Consider the following 21,577-nt stretch of genomic DNA (forward strand, 5'->3'; position numbering starts at 1 on the left):
TACCGCCTCCCGTAATTCCACCATCTGGTGGAAGTTGGGCTAGCATGTGGCCGTGCTCACTCCTGACGCCCGACGACGTGCCCGTAGCGAGATGACCCTCACCGAGAAGGCCTCGCTCACCTCAGGCGCGAACTTCTGGAACACCAAGCCGGTCGACCGGCTCGGCGTTCCCTCGATCATGCTCACCGACGGCCCGCACGGTCTGCGCAAGCAGGGCGGGGCGGCGGACCACCTCGGTCTCAACGCCAGCCTGCCCGCGACGTGCTTCCCGACCGCGGCCACGCTCGCCAACAGCTGGGACCCGGGCCTCGTGGAGCGGGTCGGCGAGGCGCTCGGCGCCGAGGCCGCCGCCGAGAACGTCAGCGTGCTGCTGGGCCCCGGCCTCAACATCAAGCGCAACCCGCTCGCGGGCCGCAACTTCGAGTACTTCTCCGAGGACCCGCTGCTCGCGGGCCGGCTCGCCGCGGCGCAGATCCGCGGCATCCAGTCCCGCGGCGTCGCCGCGAGCGCCAAGCACTTCGCGGTGAACAGCCAGGAGACGCACCGGATGACGATGGACGAGGTCGTCGACGAGCGGGCGCTCCACGAGACCTACCTTGAGGCGTTCCGCATCGCGGTCACCGAGGGCCGGCCGTGGACCGTCATGAGCTCGTACAACAAGGTCAACGGCACCTACGCGAACGAGCACCGCGAGCTCCTCGACGAGATCCTGCGCGAGCGGTGGGGCTTCGACGGCCTGGTCGTCACCGACTGGGGCGGCAACAACGACCGCGTCGCGGGCCTCGTCGCGGGCAACGCGCTCGAGATGCCGTCGACCGACGGCGTGACCGACGCCGAGGTCGTGCGAGCGGTCGAGGAGGGGCGCCTCGACGAGGCGGTCCTCGACGCCCGCGTCGACGAACTGCTCGCGCTGATCGCACGCACGGAACGTGCTCGCGCCCAGGGCGCCACGACCACCAGCGGGCCCGACGGCGCCGCACCGGTCGACCTCGACGCGCACCACGCGCTCGCTGTCGAGGCCGCACGGCGCTCGGTCGTCCTGCTGCGCAACGCGCGCGGCGCCCTGCCGCTCGGGCCGCACTCTGGACGGGTCGCGGTGATCGGCGACTTCGCGGCGACCCCGCGCTATCAGGGCGCGGGCAGCTCGCTCGTGAACCCGACCCGGGTGGACGTGCCGCTCGACGCGCTGCGGGCCAGCGGCCTGGACGTCGTGGGCTACGCGCAGGGCTACGCGCGCCGCGACGCAGGCCGGGGAGCGTGGGACTCGGCCGCGTCGGTGCGCCGCCGACGCCAGGCGGTCCGGCTCGCGGAGCGCGCCGACGTCGTGCTGCTGTTCCTCGGCCTGGACGAGTCGGCCGAGGCCGAGGGCGTCGACCGGACGCATATGCGCCTCGCGCGCAACCAGCTCGCGCTGACTCGCGAGCTGACCGCTCTCGGTGTGCCGGTCGTGGTCGTGCTGGCTGGTGGCGCGCCTGTCGAGCTGCCGTTCGCCGAGCACGTCGACGCGATCGTGCACGGCTACCTCGGTGGCCAGGGCGGCGGGCAGGCGATCGCCGACGTGCTGACCGGCCGGGCGGACCCCGCCGGGCGCCTCGCCGAGACGTACCCGCTGCGCTACACCGACGTGCCGTCGTCGGCGACGTTCGGGCGGACCGAGGCGACGTCCGAGCACCGCGAGAGCATCTACGTCGGCTATCGCCACGCCGACAAGGTCGGCCTGCCGGTCCGCTACCCGTTCGGGCACGGCCTGAGCTACACGACGTTCGAGCACAGCGACCTCGCCGCGGACCGCGAGAGCGTCCAGGTCACGGTCACCAACGCCGGCGACCGCGCCGGGACCGAGACCGTGCAGGTCTACGTCGAGGCGCCGGACACGGCCCAGGGCGAGTTCCGTGCGCCCCGCGAGCTCGCGGGGTTCGCGCAGGTCACCCTGGCGCCGGGGGAGAGCGCGAGCGTGAGCGTCGACCTCGCCGCGCACGCGTTCGCCGCCTACGACACGGGCAGCCACGATTGGCGCACCGTTCCCGGCACGTACACCCTGCAGGTCGGCGCGTCGTCACGCGACCTGCGACTGTCCGCGCCCGTCGTGGTCGACGGCGAACCGTGGGCCCTCGGCGCCACCCCCGCCGCTACCGGCGAGGCCGCCGAGGCCGTCACGGCATCCGCCGGAGACCTCCCGCACTACCGCAGCGGCCAGGTGGACCGCGTCCCCGACGACGAGTTCGCCGCGCTCCTGGGACGGACGCCCCCGGCGCAGGACTGGCCCGCCGGGCGCCCGCTCACGCGCGCCGACATCATCGCCCAGGCGCGCGGTCGTGGCGGTGTGGGAGGCGGCCTGGTCCGGCTCATCGACACGGCCGGACGACTGCTCATGCTGCTGGGACGTCCCCACGCGGCGAACAACACCCGTTTCGTCCTCGACCTGCCCTTCCGGTCGGTGTCGCGGATGAGCGCAGGCAAGGTCGACGACGCGATGCTCGACGCCTTCCTGCTGATGGTCAACGGCCGGTTCTGGGGCGGCGCACGCCGTCTGGTCCCGGCATGGCGTGCCCACGCGATGGCCGCGCGGGCTCGGAAGAAGGACTGAGAGGCAATGGCGACACGCACAGAGATCAAGCGGGACGCCGTCGCGCGCGCACAGGAGCTGCGCGCGGCAAGGCGAACCCGGCGCGCCGAGCTGAAGGCGATGGCGCCGCAGGAGCGCAGGGCGGCCAAGGCGGCCGACAAGCGTGCGGCCCGTGAGGCGAGGAAGACCGCGAAGGCGGAGCGCAAGGAGGCCCGCGCCGGGATGACCCGGGCCGAGCGCCGCGAGGACAAGCGCCGGGCGCGCATCGACCGCAAGGTCGAGCACCGGCCCCGCCGCGCCGTCGGATGGGGTGTCACGGCCGTCGCCGTGGTCGGGATTGGCGCCCTGGTCGCGCCGTTCGCGAGCTCGTTCGGGCGCCTCATGACGATCGAGTACGACTCGTCCACCGCCGCTGGCGTGGCCGCCCGCGAGAACGCTGCCCAGGTCTCGGAGGACATCTCCGACGAGGGCATCGTCCTGCTGAAGAACCAGGACGACCTCCTGCCGCTGGCCGAGGACGCACTCAACGTGTTCAGCTTCGCGTCCTTCAACCTCATCCTCGGGGGCGGCGGATCTGGCGGCAGCAACCAGTCGCAGGCCGTGACCTTCTACGACGCTCTCGCCGAGCAGGGCGTCTCGGTCAACCCCGATCTCAAGGCGACCATGGAGGAGGCCGGCGCCAAGACCAGCACGGGCGGCGGCAACGGTCTCGTGCAGATCGCGAGCTCGATGCTCAGGCCGGCCGAGGGCGAGCCCGCCCCGGACTACCTCACCGACGACGTCATGGCCCAGGCCACGGAGTTCTCCGGCACCGCGCTGGTGGTCATCGGGAACGACGGCGTCGAGGGGTCGGACATGAGCCCCGAGCAGCTGCGCCTGACCGACGAGCAGCGCGAGCTGTTCGACGTCGTGACGGCCTCGTTCGACGACGTCGTGGTGGTCGTGAACTCGGGCAACCAGATGGAGCTCGGCTTCCTCGACGAGTACCCGCAGATCAAGTCAGCGGTGTGGATCGGCACGCCGGGCCCGCGCGGCGCGGTCTCGCTCGCCAAGGTCCTGACGGGCGACGTGAACCCGTCCGGCCGCCTGACCGACACCTACGCCTACGACGTGACGAGCGCCCCGGCGATCGCCAACGTCGGCGACTTCGACTACGCCAACGTCAAGCGCTCCTACCTCGACTACGAAGAGAGCATCTACGTCGGCTACCGCTACTACGAGACGCGCTACGCGGGCGACGAGGCGGGCTATGCGCAGGCCGTCCAGTTCCCGTTCGGCCACGGCCTGAGCTACACCACGTTCGCGCACGAGGCCACGGCGCCGCGCGTCGAGGACGACACGATCAGCCTCGACGTCACCGTGACGAACACGGGCGCCGTCGCGGGCAGGGACGTCGTGCAGGTCTACTTCTCTGCCCCGTACACGCCGGGCGGCGTCGAGAAGTCCGCGATCGAGCTCGCGGGCTACGACAAGACCGGGATTCTCCAGCCGGGCGAGTCCGAGACCGTGACCGTCACGTTCGACGTGCGCGACATGGCCTCCTGGGACACCGAGGGTCACGGCGCGTACCTGCTCGAGGCCGGGACCTACCAGGTCTCGGTGCGCACCGACGTCCACACCCCGGTCGCGCAGTTCGACCACGTGGTGGCCGAGGACGTCGTCTACGTCACGGACGCCGACACGGGGGCCGAGCTCACCAACCGGTTCGACGACGTCGAGGGTGACCTGACGTACCTCTCGCGCTCCGACTGGGAGGGCACGTACCCGCAGGCACCAGTGGCCGGGGCCACGGCCTCCGACGAGCTGCTCGCGCGCATGGACCCGCAGATCGAGCCCGCCGAGGGCCAGACGCCGACGTACGGCGCCGACAACGGCCTCGTCCTGGCCGACCTCGCGGGTCTCGACCACGACGACCCGCAGTGGGAGGAGTTCCTCGACCAGCTCACGCTCGACGAGCAGGTCGACCTCTTCGCCAAGGGCGCGTACCGCACGCACGCGGTCGACCGCCTGGGCATCCCCGCCATGGACCTGCTCGACGGGCCCGCCGGGCTGAACTCCCTGTTCAGCTCGCTCGATGCGGCTGCCTACCCGACCCAGATCGTCGTGGCCTCGACCTGGAACGACGACCTCGCCCGCGCGCTGGGCGAGTCCGTGGGGACCGAGGCGAACGCCTACGGCATCGAGGGCTGGTACGCACCGGGCATGAACCTGCACCGCACGGCCCTGGGTGGGCGTGACTTCGAGTACTTCTCGGAGGACCCGCACCTGTCGGGCATGATGTCGGCCGCGATGGTCTCGGGCGCCGAGAGCAAGGGCGTGCTGACCTTCATGAAGCACTTCGTGCTCAACGAGCAGGAGGTCAACGCCCGCACGGGCGTGAACGTCTTCGTCGACGAGCAGGCGCTGCGCGAGCTGTACCTCAAGCCCTTCGAGATCACGGTCAAGGAGGCCGACCCGACCGGTGCCATGAGCTCGTTCATCAACATGGGCGGCGTGTGGGCCGGCGCCAACGAGCAGCTCCTGCAGGACGTGCTCCGCGGCGAGTGGGGCTTCGAGGGCGTCGTCTCGACCGACGCGGTGCTCGGGGCCTGGATGGATCCCGGCCTCGCGGCCCGCTACGGCAACGACCTCATGCTCGCGATGCTCCCGGGCTCCGACAAGGCGACGAAGGCCGCGGTCGACGAGGACCCGGTGGGGGTCGGGAACGCCCTGCGTGACCGCGTCCACACGGTCCTGTACACGACGCTGCAGACGAACCTGTTCGACTGACCTCGGGCATCCGACACCGCGACGAGATAGAGGGTTGCCGTCGAGACAGAGGGCCTGGCACCTCTACCTCGACGGCAACCCTCTATCTCGCGGACCGGACGCGGACCGGGACCCGGGACCACGGACCTCCACAGCCCGCAAGGCATGATGGGAGGACGACCCCCACACGAAGGAGAACCATGCCTCTGCCCCTCCAGCCCACCCTGGACTTCGTCACCGGGCTGCCCAAGGCCGAGCTCCACCTGCACCTCGAGGGCACCCTCGAGCCGGACCTCAAGCTGCGCCTCGCCGAGCGCAACGGCATCGACATCGGCCAGACCACGGTCGAGGAGGTGCAGGCGACGTACAGGTTCACGGACCTCACGAGCTTCCTCGCGGTGTACTACCCGGCCATGGACGTCCTGCAGACCGAGGACGACTTCTTCGAGCTCGCCCACGCGTACCTCCTGCGCGCGGCCGCGAACGGCGTCAAGCACGCCGAGATGTTCTTCGACCCCCAGGCGCACACCGCGCGCGGTGTCCCGTTCGAGGCCGTCGTCAAGGGCTACCACCGGGCCGCGGCCGCCGCGGCCGACTTCGGCGTCGACGCCGACCTGATCATGTGCTTCCTGCGCGACCTCTCGGCCGAGAGCGCCGCGGAGACGCTCGAGGCCTCGGTGCCGTTCAAGGACCTGATCCTGGGCGTGGGCCTCGACTCCGACGAGCGTGGCAACCCGCCCGAGAAGTTCACCGCGGTCTTCGCCCGGGCCCGCGAGCTCGGCTACCGCCTGACGATGCACTGCGACATCGACCAGGTCGGCAGCATCGACAACATCCGCACCGTGCTGGAGACCATCGAGGTCGACCGCATCGACCACGGCACCAACATCGTCGAGGACCCCGCGCTCGTGGCCGAGGTCAAGGCCCGCGGCATCGGCCTGACGAGCTGCCCCGTGTCGAACAGCTTCGTGACGGACGACATGAAGGCCGTCGAGGTCGCCCAGCTCCTGCGCGACGGCGTCAAGATCACCATCAACTCCGACGACCCGGCCTACTTCGGCGGATACGTGGCCGACAACTACGCCGCGGTCGCGGCCAAGGCAGGCCTCACGTCCGAGGAGGTCGTGACGCTCGCGAAGAACTCGTTCGAGGCGTCGTGGATCGACGCGGAGCGTCGCGCGGCGTACCTCGACGAGATCGACCGCTACGTCGAGCAGTACGAGTCCGCCCGGGCGTAGCACGTGCCAGGTGCCCGACGGCGGAGCGCACGTCGTGCGGGAGGCGAGCCTCCGTCGTCGGGCACGCGCTGGTGGGTGAATAATCGTCTGATGCCCTGCGTTGGGGAACGGGGGAGTGCGGCACCGCGAGCGGCGTCGCACGACGGCACGGGCGTGCAGCCCGTGCCGACGCAGGACCATCCGGACGATCCTCGAGAGAGCTAGGCGACCACGACCACATGAACGATCTGCTGTACGTCAACGGCGGCACTCCGCTCAACGGGACCATCACCGTGCGGGGGGCGAAGAACTTCGTCTCCAAGGCGATGGTGGCCTCCTTGCTCGGCGAGGGGCCGAGCGTGCTGCGGAACGTGCCGCAGATCCGCGACGTCGGCGTCGTGACGGGACTGCTCGAGCTGCACGGCGTCAAGGTCGTCGCGGACGAGGCCGGGGGTGTCCTGCACCTCGACCCGACCGACGTCGAGTCGGCGCACGTCGCGGACATCGACGCGCACGCCGGGTCGAGCCGCATCCCGATCCTCTTCTGCGGCCCGCTCCTGCACCGCCTGGGCGAGGCGTTCATCCCGGACCTGGGCGGCTGCCGCATCGGCGACCGGCCCATCAACTACCACCTGGACATCCTGCGCCAGTTCGGCGCCGTGGTGGACAAGCGCGAGCAGGGCATCCACATCCGTGCGCCGCGCCGCCTCCAGGGCACCAAGATCTCCCTGCCCTACCCGAGCGTGGGCGCGACCGAGCAGCTCCTGCTCACGGCCGTGCGCGCCGAGGGCATCACCGAGCTGTCGGGCGCCGCGATCGAGCCCGAGATCATGGACCTCATCGCCGTCCTGCAGAAGATGGGCGCGATCATCTCGGTCGACACCGACCGCGTGATCCGCATCGAGGGCGTCGACAAGCTCATGGGCTATCAGCACACGGCCCTCGGCGACCGCATCGAGGCGGCGTCCTGGGGCTCGGCGGCCCTCGCGACGGGCGGCGACATCACCGTCAAGGGCGCGACGCAGCCCGAGATGATGACGTTCCTCAACACGTTCCGGAAGGTCGGCGGCGAGTTCGAGGTCCAGGAGGACGGCATCCGGTTCTACCACCCGGGCGGCGACCTCAACGCGATCGTGCTCGAGACCGCGGTGCACCCCGGCTTCATGACGGACTGGCAGCAGCCGCTCGTCGTCGCGCTCACGCAGGCCAAGGGCCTGTCGATCGTCCACGAGACGGTCTACGAGAACCGGTTCGGCTTCACCGACGCGCTGCGCGGCATGGGCGCGACCATCCAGGTCTACAAGGAGTGCCTGGGCGGCCTGCCGTGCCGGTTCGGTCAGCGCAACTTCCACCACTCGGCCGTCATCTCCGGCCCGACGCCGCTGTCCGCGGCCGACATCGAGGTCCCGGACCTGCGCGGCGGGTTCAGCCACCTCATCGCGGCGCTCACGGCCAAGGGCACCTCGACCGTGCGGGGGATCGGCCTGATCGACCGCGGGTACGAGTACTTCCAGGACAAGCTCGAGGCACTGGGCGCTGACGTCAGCCGGGGCTGACCCCGGCGAGCACGCCGTCTCGCGGCGCCGGTGGCTCCCGACGGGGTGACACCGGCGCCACCTCGGCGGCCACCGTCGCGCAGGCGTGACAAACCTCACGAGCGGGGGATGACGAACCCGACGGAACGCGTGACGGGGTGCACTGCCGGACGGCCCTGGCCGCCAGCAGGCTGGAGGCATGGACAACGACATCACCGGCAGGACCACGGGTCCGGGCCGCGCACGTCAGGGCGACGCCCACCGTGAGACCCACCTGGAGACCCATCGGGAGACCCACCGAGACACCCCGGACGACCTCGTCATCGACGTGCGCGGCCTGCGCCGCAGGTACGCGAGCAGCTCACGCGGCGCGAAGGGCTTCGAGGCCGTCGCGGGGGTGGACCTCCAGGTCCGGCGTGGCGAGCTCTTCGCGCTCCTCGGGACCAACGGCGCGGGCAAGACGTCGCTCCTCGAGGTCGTCGAGGGGCTGGCCCGCCCCACGGGCGGGACGGTCGAGGTGTTCGGCAAGGACCCCTACCGCCGGCGCGCCCAGGTCCGCCCCCGCATCGGGATCATGCTGCAGGAGGCGGGCTTCCCGTCCGACCTGACGGCGATCGAGACCGCGCGCATGTGGGCAGGCACCCTCACCGCGCCGCGCCCTGTCGAGGAGGCCCTCGACCTGGTCGCGCTGCGCGGCCGCGCCGACGTCACGGTGAGCTCGCTCTCAGGCGGTGAGCGACGACGTCTGGACCTCGCACTGGCGCTCCTCGGGCGCCCCGAGGTCCTGTTCCTCGACGAGCCGACCACGGGGCTCGACCCCGAGAGCCGCCGCTCGGCGTGGGACCTCGTGCGCGGGCTTCTCGACGACGGCACGACCGTCGTCCTCACGACCCACTACCTCGAGGAGGCCGAGCGCCTCGCCGACCGCCTCGCGATCATGCACGGCGGCCGGATCGTGCAGGAGGGCACGGTCGCGGACATCGTCGAGGCCGAGCCCTCGTTCGTCCACCTCGACGAGGAGAGCGTGCGACCCCACCTGACCGACCTGCCGCTGCTGCCCGGGGAGACGCTCACCCGCGTCGAGGGTGGCACCGTGGCGATCGCGACGCGCGACCTCCAGCGCACCCTTGCCGTGCTGCTCGCCTGGGCGACCGACCGCGACGTGACCTTCGGCCGCATCGAGGCCCGCCCGGCGTCCCTCGAGCAGGCCTTCCTCGCCATCGCGGACGGGCCGGGCGCAGCCCGCACCGCGTTCGCGTCCACCACCGACCCGACGGAGCGTGCCGCATGACCACCCTCGCCCCCACCTCGACCCGGACCCCGGGTGCCCCTGCCGCGACCCGCACCGCGAGCGGGGTCGTCAGCTCGCTTCGCCGCATCGGCTCGCTCGTGCGCGCCGAGTCCCTGCTCCTCGTGCGCAACCGCACGGCCCTGTTCAACGGGGTGCTGCTCGCGCCCGCGATGGTCGCCTTCCTGCACTTCTCGGGCGCTTTCGGTGCCTTCGTGGGGGACGACGCCGGAGCGTCGACGATCGGTGCGTTCGCGCTCACGAGCCTCATCTGCTTCGCCCTCATGTTCGTCGTCTACTACAACCTGGCCAGCGCCTACGTGGCCCGCCGCGAGGAGCTCGTGCTCAAGCGCCTGCGGACCGGTCAGTGCTCCGACGGCGAGATCCTGGCGGGGGCCGCGACGCCCGCCGTCGTCACGATGCTCGGTCAGCTCGTCCTCGGCGGGGCGGCGATCGCGCTGTGGATCGGGCTCGACGCCCCGGCGAACGTCCTGCTGCTGCTCGTCGCGGTCCTCGCCGGGGCGTTCGTCTTCACGGCGCTCGCCGCCGCGAGCACGGCCTTCACGCGCACGGTCGAGACCGCCCAGCTCTCGACGCTGCCCGTCATGGCTCTCGCGCTGCTCCTGTCGGGGACCACCCTCCCGCTCACGATGCTCCCGGAGCGCGTCCAGGTGCTCGCCGAGCTCACGCCCCTGCACCCGGTCGCCGAGCTCCTGACGATCGGGCTCACGGGTCTGGGGCCCGACGGCGTCGCGGTGGGCTTCGGGGAGACGTTCGCCCTGGCAGCGGCGCCCCTCGCGGTCCTGGCCGGCTGGTGCGTGCTGGGCGCGTGGCTCGCGACCCGGTACATGCGGTGGGAGCCGCGCCGGTGACGACCGGCCCCCTGGCGGGTGTACCCGGTGCGCACGCGTCGTCGTCGTCGCATGACAGGCTGGTCCTCGTGAGCCGGAACCCCCTCGTCGGCGCGTGGTCGCGTCGCTCCAACCCCGAACGGTTCGACACCTACACGCGCTGGTCGTTGTACGTGATCTCGACGTTCGAGCTGTACGTGGTGCTCTGGATCGTCGGCGAGACCCCCACGGGGCACCCCGCGCTGCTCGCCCCGCTGGTCGCGCTGAGCGTCGCGCACACCGTGTCCTGCGTCGTCGTGATCAGGTGCGGGATCACCCGGTTCCTCGGAGGACCGCCCCCGCCCCGGTGGGTGCTCGGCAGCATGGGTGCCCTGGCCGTCGCGACGTGCGTGGTCGGTGTCGGCGCCTACCCCGAGGGGGACGGGGCGATGTTCATGGGGAACACCCCTGTCCTGGTCGTGACCGCGGCGCTCGGGTTCTCCGTCGCCGCGTGCGCACCGCTCCTGACCTTCCGGTGGCTCGCGCTGGGGGCGCTCGGTGTCTCGGCGGTCTCGGCGGTCGTCGCCTGGCTCGTCGCCCCCGTCCGCGACGAGACGGCCACGGGCATGGCGGTCGGCCAGGGGATCGCCGTCGCGATCATGTGCGTCGGTGTGTTCGCGTCCTACCGTGTCTCGGTCTGGATGCTGGGGATCGTGTGGGAGCAGGAGCGCAACCGTGTCCTGCACGCCCGCCTGGCCGTCGCCGAGGAGCGGCTGCGCTTCTCGCGAGACCTGCACGACGTGTTCGGTCGCACGCTCTCGGTCGTGGCCGTCAAGAGCGAGCTGGCCGCCGAGCTCGCGGCACGCGGTCGCCCGGGGGCGGCCGAGCAGATGCTCGAGGTGCGCCAGATCGCGCAGGACTCGCTGCGCGAGGTGCGGGCCGTGGTCGCCGGGTACCGGGCCACGGACCTGCCGGCCGAGCTCAGCGGGGCCCGCTCGGTCCTGCGGTCGGCCGACATCGAGACCACGATCGAGTCCTGCGGCGACGAGCAGGAGGCTGCGCTGCCCCTGGCGACGCAGGAGGCGCTCGCCTGGGTCGTGCGCGAGGCCGTGACGAACGTGGTCCGGCACTCGGACGCCGCACGGTGCGAGATCATGCTGCGCGTCGAGCGTGGTGAGGCGGTGCTGACCGTCACGAACGACGGCGTCCCCGACCTCGACCGGACCACGACCAGCCCGGGGAGCCCCAGCGGGTCCGGCCTGATCGGCCTGGGTGAGCGGCTCGCCGAGACCGGGGGGCGCCTCGAGACCCATCTCCGGCCGCCCGTCTTCCGCCTCACGGCCAGCGTCCCGCTCCCGGCCCCCACCATGGGTAGCCTCGTCCCGCGCATGCCGCGCGGCCCCCGGGGCCGTGGTGCCGGCGCCCCCAGCCCTGCCGAGGAAGGCACCACCGCGTGATCCGCATCCTGCTCGCCGACGACGAGAACCTCATCCGTGACGCGCTCGCGACCTTGCTCTCGCTCGAGGACGACCTCGACGTCGTCGCCCAGGCCGCGTCCGGGACCGAGGCGCTCGCGGCCGCGCGCAAGCACACCCCCGACGTCGCGGTGCTCGATCTCCAGATGCCGGGCCTCGACGGGATCGAGGTCGCACGGGCCCTGGCAGGCGAGGTGCCGGGGTGCCGGGTCGTCATGGTCACGAGCCATGGTCGTCCCGGGTACCTCAAGCGCGCGCTCGAGGCAGGCGTCGGCGCCTTCCTGCCCAAGACGGTCTCGTCGCGTGTCCTGGCGGACGTCGTGCGCCAGGTCCACGCCGGCGGCCGCTACGTCGACCCCGAGCTCGCGGCCGAGGCCATCGCGGCGGGCTCGAGCCCTCTGACGCCCCGCGAGGCCGACGTCCTGGAGCTCGCGGCCGGTGGAGCCCCGGTCGAGGAGATCGCGACGCGGGCGTCGCTCGCGCCGGGCACGGTGCGCAACTACCTGTCCTCGGCCGCCGCGAAGCTGGGTGCGACCAACCGGCACGAGGCAGTGCACCTCGCGCGCCGCCACGGGTGGATCTGAGCGGTCGGGCCCGACGACGGCACGCGGCCCGGTAGGCTCGGTGACCGTGCCGAAAGCTCATCCTGACAGCCGCGCGTACCGCTTCGTCGCGCTCATCGTGCGACCCCTCATGTTCGCCATCACCCGCCGCGACTGGCAGGGAGAGGAGAACATCCCCGCCACGGGCGGGTTCATCGCTGCGGGCAACCACATGTCGAACATCGACCCGCTGACGTTCGCCCACTTCCTGTACGACAACGGGCGGGCGCCCAAGATCCTCGCCAAGGCGTCGCTGTGGAAGGTGCCGTTCTTCGGCGGCCTCCTGAACCGCACGGGCATGATCCCCGTCCAGCGCAACACCGTGGGCGCCGCGTCCTCGGTCAGCGTGGCCGTCGACCAGCTCGCGCTGGGCGAGTGCGTCGCGGTCTTCCCCGAGGGCACGCTGACGCGTGACCCCGACCTGTGGCCCATGGTCGGCAAGACGGGCGCCGCGCGCCTGGCCCTCGCGAGCCGCATGCCCGTGGTGCCCATCGCGCAGTGGGGCATGCAGGACCTTCTGCCCCGCTACAGCAAGCGGTTCCGGCCGTTCCCGCCCAAGAACGTCGCGGTGCACGCGGGGCCGCCGGTCGACCTGTCGGACCTCTACGAGCGTCCCGTCGACACCGCGACCCTGCGTGAGGCCACCGACCGCATCATGGACGCCATCACCGGTCTGCTCGAGGGCATCCGCGGCGAGCAGGCCCCTGCCGAGCGCTTCGACGTCCGCAAGAACCCCGGCTCGGAGGAGCGCAAGTGAGCGACCAGCAGATCACCGCGACCGTCCTGGGGTCGGGGGCATGGGGCACGACGTTCGCCGCCGTCCTGGCCGACGCAGGCTGCGAGGTCCGGCTGTGGGGCCGCAACCCCGAGGTCGCGGCCGACATCAACGCGACCCGCCGCAACTCCGCGTACCTGCCCGACATCGACCTGCCGGCGGGGCTCACGGCCACGACCGACGCGGCGCAGGCTCTCGCCGGGGCGCAGCTCGTCGTCGTCGCGATCCCGTCCCAGAGCGCCCGGGCGACGCTCGCGCCGCTGCGTGAGCACCTCGCCGAGGACGTCGTCGCGGTCTCCCTCATGAAGGGGGTCGAGCTCAGCACGGACCGCCGCATGAGCGAGGTCGTCGCCGAGGTGTGGGGTCTGCCCCTCGACCGGGTCGCGGTCGTGTCCGGCCCGAACCTCGCGCGCGAGATCGCCGAGCACCAGCCGACCGCGACCGTCGTCTCGGCCACGGACGAGGAGACGGCGCGCTTCGTCGCGGCCGCCTGCTCGTCGTCCTACTTCCGCCCGTACACCAACTCCGACGTCGTGGGCGTCGAGCTCTGCGGCGCCGTGAAGAACGTCATCGCGCTCGCCGTGGGCATCGCCCAGGGCCGAGGGTTCGGCTACAACACGACGGCCACCGTCATCACGCGCGGGCTCGTCGAGATCACGCGGCTCGGGCTCGCGCTCGGGGCCGACGCCGAGACCTTCTCGGGCCTGGCGGGCATGGGGGACCTGGTCGCTACCTGCACGTCCCCCCTGTCCCGCAACCACACGCTCGGCAAGCACATCGGCCGCGGCATGAGCCTCGACGAGGCCGTCGCGGCGACGGGAGGCACCGCGGAGGGCGTCAAGTCCTGCCGCTCGGTCCTCGAGCTCGCGCAGAAGGTGGGCGTCGACATGCCCATCACGGCCGGCGTCGTCGCCGTCCTGCACGAGGGCATGCCCGTCGACGACATGGCTCGTGGGCTGCTCTCGCGGCCCCAGAAGTCCGAGGGCGTGACGTCGGGACGCTGAGGCGGACACGCGCGTGCGGCCCGGCCCCCACGGGGAGGCTGCGGCCCGGCCCTCACGGGGGCCGGGCCGTTCGTCCGTCAGGCGTCGTCACGCACCTCGACGACGACCCGGGCGGGGTCGGTCAGTGCGTAGACCCGGAACGGGTTGTCGGCGTCGTCGGTCCCGATGAAGGCCTGCGTGTACCCCTCGAAGACCCCGCGCAGCACGACCTCCTCGACCTCGTCCGTCTCGGCGACCCGCAGGGGGTTGGGGCCCGCGTACTCGGCGACCCCTGTGTCCATGGGGTAGCCCGAGCCCGAGATCATGACCTGGAGAGTGCCGTCGCCGTCGACGTCGATCACGTCCCCCTTCCCGTCCTCGATCGCCTCCGGCACGTACTCGACGCGCCAGCCGGGGGTGCCGGTGCCGCCGAGCTCGAAGACCACCCGGTCGAACCCGTCGTGCCTGCCCACGCGCACGTCCGTCACGGTCAGCGCCGCACCGGCCGAGGGCTCCGACGTGTCGGGCTCGGTGTTCGCCGGGAAGGGGGGAGCCGACGTCGAGCCGTCGTCGTCCGTGGACCCGGTCGGGGCGTCCGTCGCGCCCGCGGTGGGCGACGGGCTGGGCGTCGAGGACACCGTCGGCGTCGGCGTGCCCGGGGCCGTCTCGTCGCCCTCGTCGCTTCCTCCTGAACAGGCCGTGATGGCGAGAAGTGCGGCGACGAGACCGGCGGAGAGCGCCGCGGGCCGGAGTCGTCGGGTCGTGGCGTTCATCGGTTACCTCCTGGAAGTTCTCACCGGGAGAGTCTCCCGGCTGGCCTTCGAGCCTAGGCCGAGCAGGTCACGGATCGTGGGAGGACAGGTCTCGATCGGGGAACGAGCTCCTCCGGGGACGTGGTCGTGCCGCCCCGCGACAGGTGGCGGCCGGCGCCGACGGGCGCCCATGCCGGCGAGTCCTGCGTGCACGGGCGACGGTCCCTCGCGCGAGGGATGACAGGGGCTCTCGTCGGCCCTACGGTGGCTGCATGCCGTGGATCAGCAGTGCGGGCGGGCCGCTCTTCTTCATCGTCGTGCTCGTGATCGTCGCGGTCGTCGCGATCGAGCGCATGGTGAGCGGGCGCTCCAGGGACCGGCGGCTCGGTGACGGGCGGGGGTCGGGCGAGAGCCCCGGGTCCGGTGCGTTCGGCGAGCTCGTCGACGTCTTCCAGCCGAGCCGGGTCCACCTGACCGAGGAGAAGGAGCGGCAGCGGCTCGACATCGTGCAGGCGCCGTCGACCGCGCCCCCGATCGACGTGGACCTCGAGTCGGGGGTCGTGGTCTTCAGCGCGGAGGTGTACGAGCCGCAGCCCGCCGAGCCGCAGCCCGTCGACGGGACGGACGCCCCTCGGTAGCCGCGGGCAGTCTGCCGGTGGCGGACGGCTATCCGCTGACCGTCGTGCGCAGGGCCCGGTCGAGGTCCGCCCACAGGTCCTCGACGTCCTCGATGCCGACGCTCAGGCGCAGCAGGTCCTCGGGGACCGTGTGCGACTCGGTCGCGAACCGCCGCCGCCGTTCGAGGCTCGACTCGACCCCGCCCAGGCTGGTGGCGGGAACCCACAGCTCGACGGCCTCGACCACCGCGTCCGCGGCCTCGCGCCCGCCCCGGGGGCGCAGGCCGAGGATCGCCCCGAAGCCCGTCATGGTGCGGGCCGCGCGCTCATGGCCCGGGTCGGTCGGCAGGCTCGGGTGGCGGACCTCCTCGACGAGCGGGTGCTCGGCCAGTCGCCGGGCGATCTCGGCGGCGTTGGCCTGGGACCGCTCGACGCGCAGCGCGAGCGTGCGCAGCCCGCGCAGCGCGAGCCACACCTCCCACGGCCCGGCGATCGCGCCGTGCAGGGTCCGGTACGCGCGGACCTTCGCGGCCAGGTCCGGGTCGTTCGTGACGACGGCCCCCAGCACGACGTCGGAGTGGCCTGCGAGGTACTTCGTGACCGAGTGCACGACGACGTCGGCCCCGAGGGTGAGGGGCTGCTGCCCGAGCGGGGTCGCGAAGGTGTTGTCGACCGCGGTGAGCACGCCCTGTGCGCGCGCTGCGGCCAGCAGGACGGGGAGGTCGGCCACCTCGAGCATGGGGTTGGTCGGTGACTCGATCAGGAGCAGGTCCGCGCCGTCGAGCGCGGCGAGCACCTGGTCGGTGTCGGCGACGTCGACCCGGACGACCTCGACCCCGTACCGGGCCGCGAGGTCGTCTGCGAACCCCAGCGTGACCTGGTAGGCGTGCCGGGGCAGGACGACCTTGCCGCCCGCTGCGACGAACGAGAAGACGGCGGCGATCGCCGCCATGCCGCTGCCGAACACGATGCCCGGCTCCGTCGCGCCCTCCAGGGTCGCGAGGGCTTCCTCGAACGGGTGCCACGTCTCGGTGTCCATGCGCGTGTAGAGGAGCTCGCCGGGCTCCTGCACGCCGCGCGAGACGTACGTCGAGGACAGGACCACGGGCGGGTTGACCGGCCCGCCCTGCTCGCGCCGCGGGCGCCCGGCCGCGACCGCGATCGTGGCGGGGGACAGCGATGAGCGGCGGACGGTGGGCTCGGTGGGCTCGGTCGGCTCGGTCGTCATGGGGCGAGGCTACGCCTGGCGGCCGGGTGGGTGCCGCGGGCAACCGCGGAGGGAGACAGGGAAGTGCCGAGCGTGCCGTTCGGGTCGTCGTCGGCAAGAAGTGCCGACCGGCCAGGGCGACCCGAGCTGCACGCTCGATGCGACGCCGGTCGGCCCCTCGTCAGTCCTCGACCGGCCCGAGCAGCGCGCTCGCGAACGTCGAGTGCGTGGACTCGTCGTCGGACGGGTGGAAGATCCCGGCGAGCACGTCACGGTAGAGCCGCCCGAGCTCGGAGGACGCGAAGTACGACGACCCGCCGGACACCCGGATCGCCTGGTCGACGACGACGCGCGCCGTCTCCGTGGCCCGCACCTTGAGGCCCGCGACGGCCGTGAACCAGCCCGCACCACGGTCCACGAGGGCGTCGATCTCGCCTGCCAGCTGGTCGATCTGCGGGTAGATCCCGTCCATCGCGATGCCTGCGTCGGCGACCCGCCAGCGGATGTCGGGGTCCTGTGACAGCGGCCTGCCGCCGTTCTTCATCGAGGTGCGCCGGTGCGCGTTCTCGATCGCGAGCTCCAGGGCCCGCTTGCCGATCCCCGTGTAGACCGACGCGAGGAGAACCTCGAACGTCGTGAAGATCGCGAGCACGAGCGGGTCGGTCGACGGCCCCGGGGCCAGGCGGCGCACGACCCGGTCGGCCGGGGCGTGCGCGCCCACGAGCAGGGTCGTCCGGCTCTGGCTCGCACGCATGCCGACCGTGTCCCAGTCGTCGAGCACGTCGACGCCGCCGCCCTCGCGCGTCACGAACGCGTGCACGAGGCGAGGGTCGCCCTCGAGCGCGGGGCCGTCCTCGGTGGCCGTCTCGATCCCTAGCACCCCCAGCCGGGTCCACGCGGGCGACAGGGACGTGAAGATCTTCCGGCCGTGGAACGAGTAGCCGCCCTCGCCGTCGGGCCGGGCCTGGGTCCTCGACCCGAAGAGCACCAGGTCGTTGCCGGGCTCCGAGTACCCGAACGCGAAGACCTCGCCGCGCGCGGCCTCCTCCAGGACGACGTCGAGCGAGTGGTCCCCGCGCTCGTACAGGTAGCGCGCGACGCCGGTCCACACGTGGTGCATGTTCACCGCGAGCGCGGTCGCGGGGGCTGCGCCCGCGAGGCGGATCTGCTCGTGCGCGACGTCGCGCAGCCCCAGGCCCGGCCCGCCCATCGCGGTGGGCACGAACGCCTTCAGGTAGCCGGCCGCGGTCAGCTCCTCGAAGTCCTCGGTGAAGAACGTGTTCTCCCGGTCGTAGGTCGCGGCGCGCGAGCGGATGCGGTCGAGCAGGTCGTCGGTCAGCAGCGGAGAGGTCATGCTCCCGTTCTACCACCGCACCTCCACCTCCTGGGCACCTCGCCCGTCCGCTCCTGTTCACGCTGTCGAGCACGGTTCCGGTAGGGTCGTCGGCGATGTCCAGCCAGCCAGAACCCAGTGCTCCCGCGCGCAAGACGCGCGTCCTCATCCTCTTCGGCGGACGCTCCGGCGAGCACGTGATCTCGTGCGCGACCGCGGGCGGCGTGATGCGCGCGATCGACCGCGAGCGCTACGAGGTCGTCCCCGTCGGGATCACCAGGGCGGGGCAGTGGGTGCTCGCGGCCGACGAGCCCGAGCGCTGGGAGATCACGCCCGGCAACCTGCCGGAGGTCACGGCGACGGGTGGTGAGGTGCTGCTGCCGCTCGCGGTGGGGCAGCGAGTGCTGCGCGTCCTGGAGCCGGGCGAGTTCCCGCGCGAGCTGGGCGAGGTCGACGTCGTCTTCCCGCTGCTCCACGGGCCGTTCGGCGAGGACGGCACGCTCCAGGGGCTGCTCGAGCTCGCCGACGTCCCCTACGTGGGCGCGGGGGTGCTCGCGTCGGCCGTGGGCATGGACAAGCAGTTCATGAAGCTGGTGCTCGCGGGGCAAGGCCTGCCCATCGCGCCGTACACGGTCATCCCCCCGGGGGAGTGGGACCGCAACCCTGCCGCCTGGACCGAGACGGTCGCGGGCCTGGGCCTGCCCGTGTTCGTCAAGCCGGCCCGGGCGGGGTCGAGCCTCGGCATCACCAAGGTCGACGACCTCGCGGACCTGCCCGCGGCCATCGCCGAGGCCCGCAGGCACGACCCCAAGGTCGTGATCGAGGCCGGGGTCGTGGGGCGTGAGATCGAGTGCGCGGTCCTCGGTGGCCGTGAGGGGGAGCGCCCGCGGGCGTCGTTGCCGGGCGAGATCGTCGTGACCGACGCGCACCACGACTTCTACGACTTCGAGGCCAAGTACCTCGACGAGGCGGGCGTCGAGCTGAGCTGCCCGGCCGACCTGCCGCAGGACCTCGTCGACGAGGTCCGCGACATCGCGGTCCGCACGTTCGAGGCCGTGGGTGCCGAGGGGCTCTCGCGCGTCGACGTGTTCGTGACGACCGCCGGTCAGGTCATCGTCAACGAGATCAACACGATGCCGGGCTTCACGCCGTTCTCGATGTACCCGCGCATGTGGGAGAAGTCCGGGATCACGTACCCGGAGCTGATCGACGAGCTCATCCAGCTCGCGCTGCAGCGCCCCACGGGCCTGCGCTGACCGTCCCGGCCTCCTGATCTGGTACACGCGAAGAGCGCGCCGCCCTCACGGGGCGGCGCGCTCTCGTCGTCCTACGGGCTCGCTGTGCTGACCTACATGCAGTAGCGCGTCTGCTCGACCTTGGACACCGCACGGTTGAGGTCCGAGACGAACGACGAGGTGCGGGTCGTGCTCACGGCCGGGGGGAGCTGGACCTCGACCGCGGGGTCGCGGCCGTAGGTCACGAACGTCCAGGTGTCCTTGCCGTCGTCGGTGACGATCCAGTCGACGCTCCCGGCGTTGCTCGGCACCCCCAGGCATCCGGCCGTGGTGGGCTCGGGCGGGGTCACGCCGCAGCGCAGCGTCACGGCCGCGCCGGGTTCGCCCCAGGCGGCGGTGGCCTGGCTGTCGGTCTTGACCTGGGGGAGGCCGGCGAGCTCGTCGGGGACCGCGAGGACGACCTCGGCGCACTTCGGGTTCGCGGCGTCGTCCGCGACCGGGACGCCGATGGTCGGTGCGCAGGCTCCGAGGCCCGCGGCCACGGCGACCAGCAGGATCCCGGTGAGCGTCCGGCGTCGGGCAGGGGTACGAGGGGCGTTCAGCACCCTCCAACGGTAGCCGCTCCGGCGGGCGTTCCGGTCCCGCGTAAGGTGGCGCCGTGAGCGATCCGAACGAGAACCCGGCCCTGGTACGAGAGACCTCGGAGGAGGAGCTGCTCGCGGCGATCTTCCCGCTCCTGCCGACGGGCGAGGCGACGCTGGTGGGTCCGGGCGACGACTCGGCCGTGGTCAGCGCGTCCGACGGGCGGTTCGTCGTCTCGACGGACGTCCTGGTCGAGCGGCGCCATTTCCGCCCGGAGTGGTCCACGGGGTACGACGTGGGGTGGCGCGCAGCGATGCAGAACCTCGCCGACGTCGCCGCCATGGGGGCACGGCCCACGTCGCTCGTGGTCTCGCTCGTGATCCCGGGGCACCTGCCCGTCGGGTGGGTCACGGGCCTCGCGCGCGGACTTGCCGCGGCGTGCTCCCCGTCCGGGGCGGCCGTCGTCGGGGGAGACCTGTCGAGCGGTGACGACGTGGTCGTCGCGGTCACGGTCCACGGGGACCTGGGCGGGCGCGCGCCGGTCCTGCGCTCGGGCGCCCAGGTGTCCGACGTCGTCGCGCACGCCGGGCGCAGGGGCTGGTCCGCCGCGGGGCTCGCCCTGCTCGACCACGACCTGGGGGACGCGGACCGTGAGCTGGTCGGCGCGTACCTGCGGCCCGAGCCGCCGCTCGCCGCGGGCCCCGCGGCGGCCGACGCCGGTGCGACCGCGATGCTGGACCTGTCCGACGGGTTGCTGCGGGACGCGGGCCGTGTCGCGCGCGCGAGCGGCGTCAGGATCGACCTGGACCTCGACGCGTTCGCGGCGGACCTCGCCCGGCTCGCCCGTGCGGCGTCCGCCGTGAGCTCGGCCACGGGTCGGCGTCCGGCCGGGGAGTGGCCGTCCGCCGCCGAGGACGTCGCGGCGTCGGGGGACCGGGCGGCGCTGGCTCGCGACTGGGTGCTGACGGGCGGCGAGGACCACGGGCTGCTCGCGACCTTCCCTGCGGGGACGGCCCTCCCCGAGCCGTTCCGGGAGGTTGGGCGCGTGGTGGCTGCGGGACCCGCGGCCTCCGGCGCCGGACGTCCGGCGGTCACGGTCGACGGGGTCGCTCCGCGCGCGCACGGCGTCGGGTGGGACCACTTCCGCGGCTGAGCCGCGTGCGGACGACGGTCGAGGGGGCCACCCTCACGGGTGACCCCCTCGACGGGAGGACGTGGGCGTGGCCCTCGGGTCAGGACCTGCGGCGGTACCGCACCTGGGTCAGGTCACGACCACCGATGTCGTCGCGGCGCTCGACGCCGTCCGGGGCGAACCCGTGACGACGGTAGAAGTGCTGTGCGCGGTCGTTGTCCTTGAGCACCCACAGGGAGACGGGGGTGCGCGGGGGGACCTTGCCGAGCATGGTCCGCATCAGGTCGCGGGCCACACCCCGGCCCCAGGCCTCGGGGTCGAGGTAGATGGCGTAGATCTCGAGGTCGCCCTCGTCGGCGTCCTCGTCGCGTGCAGGCCCGATGCTGGCGAACCCGAGGGCCCTACCGTCGGCCTCGGCGAGGAGGATGTCGGCGCCCGAGTTCGCGAGGTTCGTGGTCCAGGCCGCTTCACGCTGGTCGTGGTCGAGAGAGGCCAGGTACTCGTCGGGGACGATCCCGGCATAGGCCCCGCGCCAGGACGCGATGTGCACCTGGGCGATCGACGCCGCGTCCTGCGGTGTCGCCGTGCGGATCGTTACCTCGTTGAGTTCCGTCACCATGACCAAATCCTGCCACTTCCGTGGAGATTCGCCAACCCTCTCGGTCTGGATCTTCAGCAAATCTCCCCCAGGGGATGTGTT

General features: G+C 72.5%; 18 protein-coding genes. 13 read left to right on the forward strand and 5 right to left on the reverse strand.

Features of this window, described 5'->3' with window-relative positions:
- The first annotated feature begins 52 nt into the window (after window positions 1-52).
- From IE95_RS0106540 to IE95_RS0106585, 10 genes are all read left to right on the forward strand, one after another.
- On the forward strand, window positions 53-2,587 hold the full coding sequence (locus tag IE95_RS0106540) for a glycoside hydrolase family 3 C-terminal domain-containing protein (protein ID WP_206053286.1): 2,535 nt from the start codon (window positions 53-55) through the stop codon (window positions 2,585-2,587).
- Window positions 2,588-2,593: 6 nt separating this feature from the next.
- Window positions 2,594-5,335 (forward strand): glycoside hydrolase family 3 protein, encoded by a 2,742-nt coding sequence (locus IE95_RS0106545; RefSeq protein ID WP_051702821.1) that lies wholly within the window; start codon window positions 2,594-2,596, stop codon window positions 5,333-5,335.
- Between the two features lie 179 nt (window positions 5,336-5,514).
- Window positions 5,515-6,552 (forward strand): adenosine deaminase, encoded by a 1,038-nt coding sequence (locus IE95_RS0106550; protein WP_030150832.1) that lies wholly within the window; start codon window positions 5,515-5,517, stop codon window positions 6,550-6,552.
- Between the two features lie 218 nt (window positions 6,553-6,770).
- Window positions 6,771-8,087, forward strand: a complete 1,317-nt coding sequence (gene murA / locus IE95_RS0106555; RefSeq protein WP_030150833.1) for a UDP-N-acetylglucosamine 1-carboxyvinyltransferase — start codon at window positions 6,771-6,773, stop codon at window positions 8,085-8,087.
- Between the two features lie 178 nt (window positions 8,088-8,265).
- On the forward strand, window positions 8,266-9,357 hold the full coding sequence (locus IE95_RS0106560; RefSeq protein WP_084689893.1) for an ABC transporter ATP-binding protein: 1,092 nt from the start codon (window positions 8,266-8,268) through the stop codon (window positions 9,355-9,357).
- Window positions 9,354-10,226, forward strand: a complete 873-nt coding sequence (locus IE95_RS0106565) for an ABC transporter permease (RefSeq protein WP_030150835.1) — start codon at window positions 9,354-9,356, stop codon at window positions 10,224-10,226. The genes IE95_RS0106560 and IE95_RS0106565 overlap by 4 nt, the downstream gene beginning before the upstream one ends.
- A gap of 68 nt (window positions 10,227-10,294) precedes the next feature.
- On the forward strand, window positions 10,295-11,641 hold the full coding sequence (locus IE95_RS0106570) for a sensor histidine kinase (RefSeq protein WP_129429391.1): 1,347 nt from the start codon (window positions 10,295-10,297) through the stop codon (window positions 11,639-11,641).
- Window positions 11,638-12,243, forward strand: coding sequence for a response regulator transcription factor (locus tag IE95_RS0106575; protein WP_030150837.1), 606 nt, complete (start codon window positions 11,638-11,640; stop codon window positions 12,241-12,243). Before IE95_RS0106570 ends, IE95_RS0106575 begins: the two co-directional genes overlap by 4 nt.
- 46 nt (window positions 12,244-12,289) lie before the next feature.
- Window positions 12,290-13,018, forward strand: a complete 729-nt coding sequence (locus IE95_RS0106580; RefSeq protein ID WP_030150838.1) for a lysophospholipid acyltransferase family protein — start codon at window positions 12,290-12,292, stop codon at window positions 13,016-13,018.
- A complete protein-coding gene (locus IE95_RS0106585; RefSeq protein ID WP_240666215.1) occupies window positions 13,015-14,040 on the forward strand; it encodes an NAD(P)H-dependent glycerol-3-phosphate dehydrogenase in 1,026 nt (341 codons plus the stop codon). Before IE95_RS0106580 ends, IE95_RS0106585 begins: the two co-directional genes overlap by 4 nt.
- A 77-nt stretch (window positions 14,041-14,117) precedes the next feature.
- Here the strand turns inward: IE95_RS0106585 and IE95_RS0106590 are convergent, their stop codons facing one another.
- The gene (locus IE95_RS0106590) at window positions 14,118-14,792 is read right to left on the reverse strand and encodes an AMIN-like domain-containing (lipo)protein (protein WP_030150840.1); all 675 of its coding nucleotides are present in this window, start codon (window positions 14,790-14,792) and stop codon (window positions 14,118-14,120) included.
- Window positions 14,793-15,043: 251 nt separating this feature from the next.
- On the opposite strand from IE95_RS0106590, the gene IE95_RS0106595 reads away from it, so the two are divergent.
- Window positions 15,044-15,409: a DUF6191 domain-containing protein gene (locus IE95_RS0106595; RefSeq protein WP_051702823.1), complete on the forward strand. Its 366-nt coding sequence runs from the start codon at window positions 15,044-15,046 to the stop codon at window positions 15,407-15,409.
- A 28-nt stretch (window positions 15,410-15,437) separates the two neighbouring features.
- On the opposite strand, the gene IE95_RS0106600 is transcribed toward IE95_RS0106595, so the two are convergent.
- Together IE95_RS0106600 and IE95_RS0106605 are read right to left on the reverse strand one after the other, a co-directional pair.
- Window positions 15,438-16,616 (reverse strand): trans-sulfuration enzyme family protein, encoded by a 1,179-nt coding sequence (locus tag IE95_RS0106600; protein ID WP_030150842.1) that lies wholly within the window; start codon window positions 16,614-16,616, stop codon window positions 15,438-15,440.
- 160 nt (window positions 16,617-16,776) lie between these two features.
- Window positions 16,777-17,949, reverse strand: coding sequence for an acyl-CoA dehydrogenase family protein (locus IE95_RS0106605; RefSeq protein WP_030150843.1), 1,173 nt, complete (start codon window positions 17,947-17,949; stop codon window positions 16,777-16,779).
- Between the two features lie 95 nt (window positions 17,950-18,044).
- Between IE95_RS0106605 and IE95_RS0106610 the strand changes: the two genes are divergently transcribed.
- Window positions 18,045-19,184: a D-alanine--D-alanine ligase family protein gene (locus IE95_RS0106610; protein ID WP_030150844.1), complete on the forward strand. Its 1,140-nt coding sequence runs from the start codon at window positions 18,045-18,047 to the stop codon at window positions 19,182-19,184.
- A gap of 92 nt (window positions 19,185-19,276) precedes the next feature.
- On the opposite strand, the gene IE95_RS0106615 is transcribed toward IE95_RS0106610, so the two are convergent.
- Window positions 19,277-19,768, reverse strand: a complete 492-nt coding sequence (locus IE95_RS0106615) for a DUF3515 domain-containing protein (RefSeq protein ID WP_338068421.1) — start codon at window positions 19,766-19,768, stop codon at window positions 19,277-19,279.
- A 53-nt stretch (window positions 19,769-19,821) separates the two neighbouring features.
- Between IE95_RS0106615 and IE95_RS0106620 the strand changes: the two genes are divergently transcribed.
- Window positions 19,822-20,898, forward strand: a complete 1,077-nt coding sequence (locus IE95_RS0106620) for a thiamine-phosphate kinase (protein WP_030150846.1) — start codon at window positions 19,822-19,824, stop codon at window positions 20,896-20,898.
- A 79-nt stretch (window positions 20,899-20,977) separates the two neighbouring features.
- On the opposite strand, the gene IE95_RS0106625 is transcribed toward IE95_RS0106620, so the two are convergent.
- Window positions 20,978-21,496: a GNAT family N-acetyltransferase gene (locus IE95_RS0106625; protein WP_030150847.1), complete on the reverse strand. Its 519-nt coding sequence runs from the start codon at window positions 21,494-21,496 to the stop codon at window positions 20,978-20,980.
- Window positions 21,497-21,577: the final 81 nt, after the last annotated feature.

Origin of the sequence: Oerskovia turbata, assembly GCF_000718325.1 — a bacterium.
In the GTDB taxonomy this organism is placed as follows: domain Bacteria; phylum Actinomycetota; class Actinomycetes; order Actinomycetales; family Cellulomonadaceae; genus Oerskovia; species Oerskovia turbata.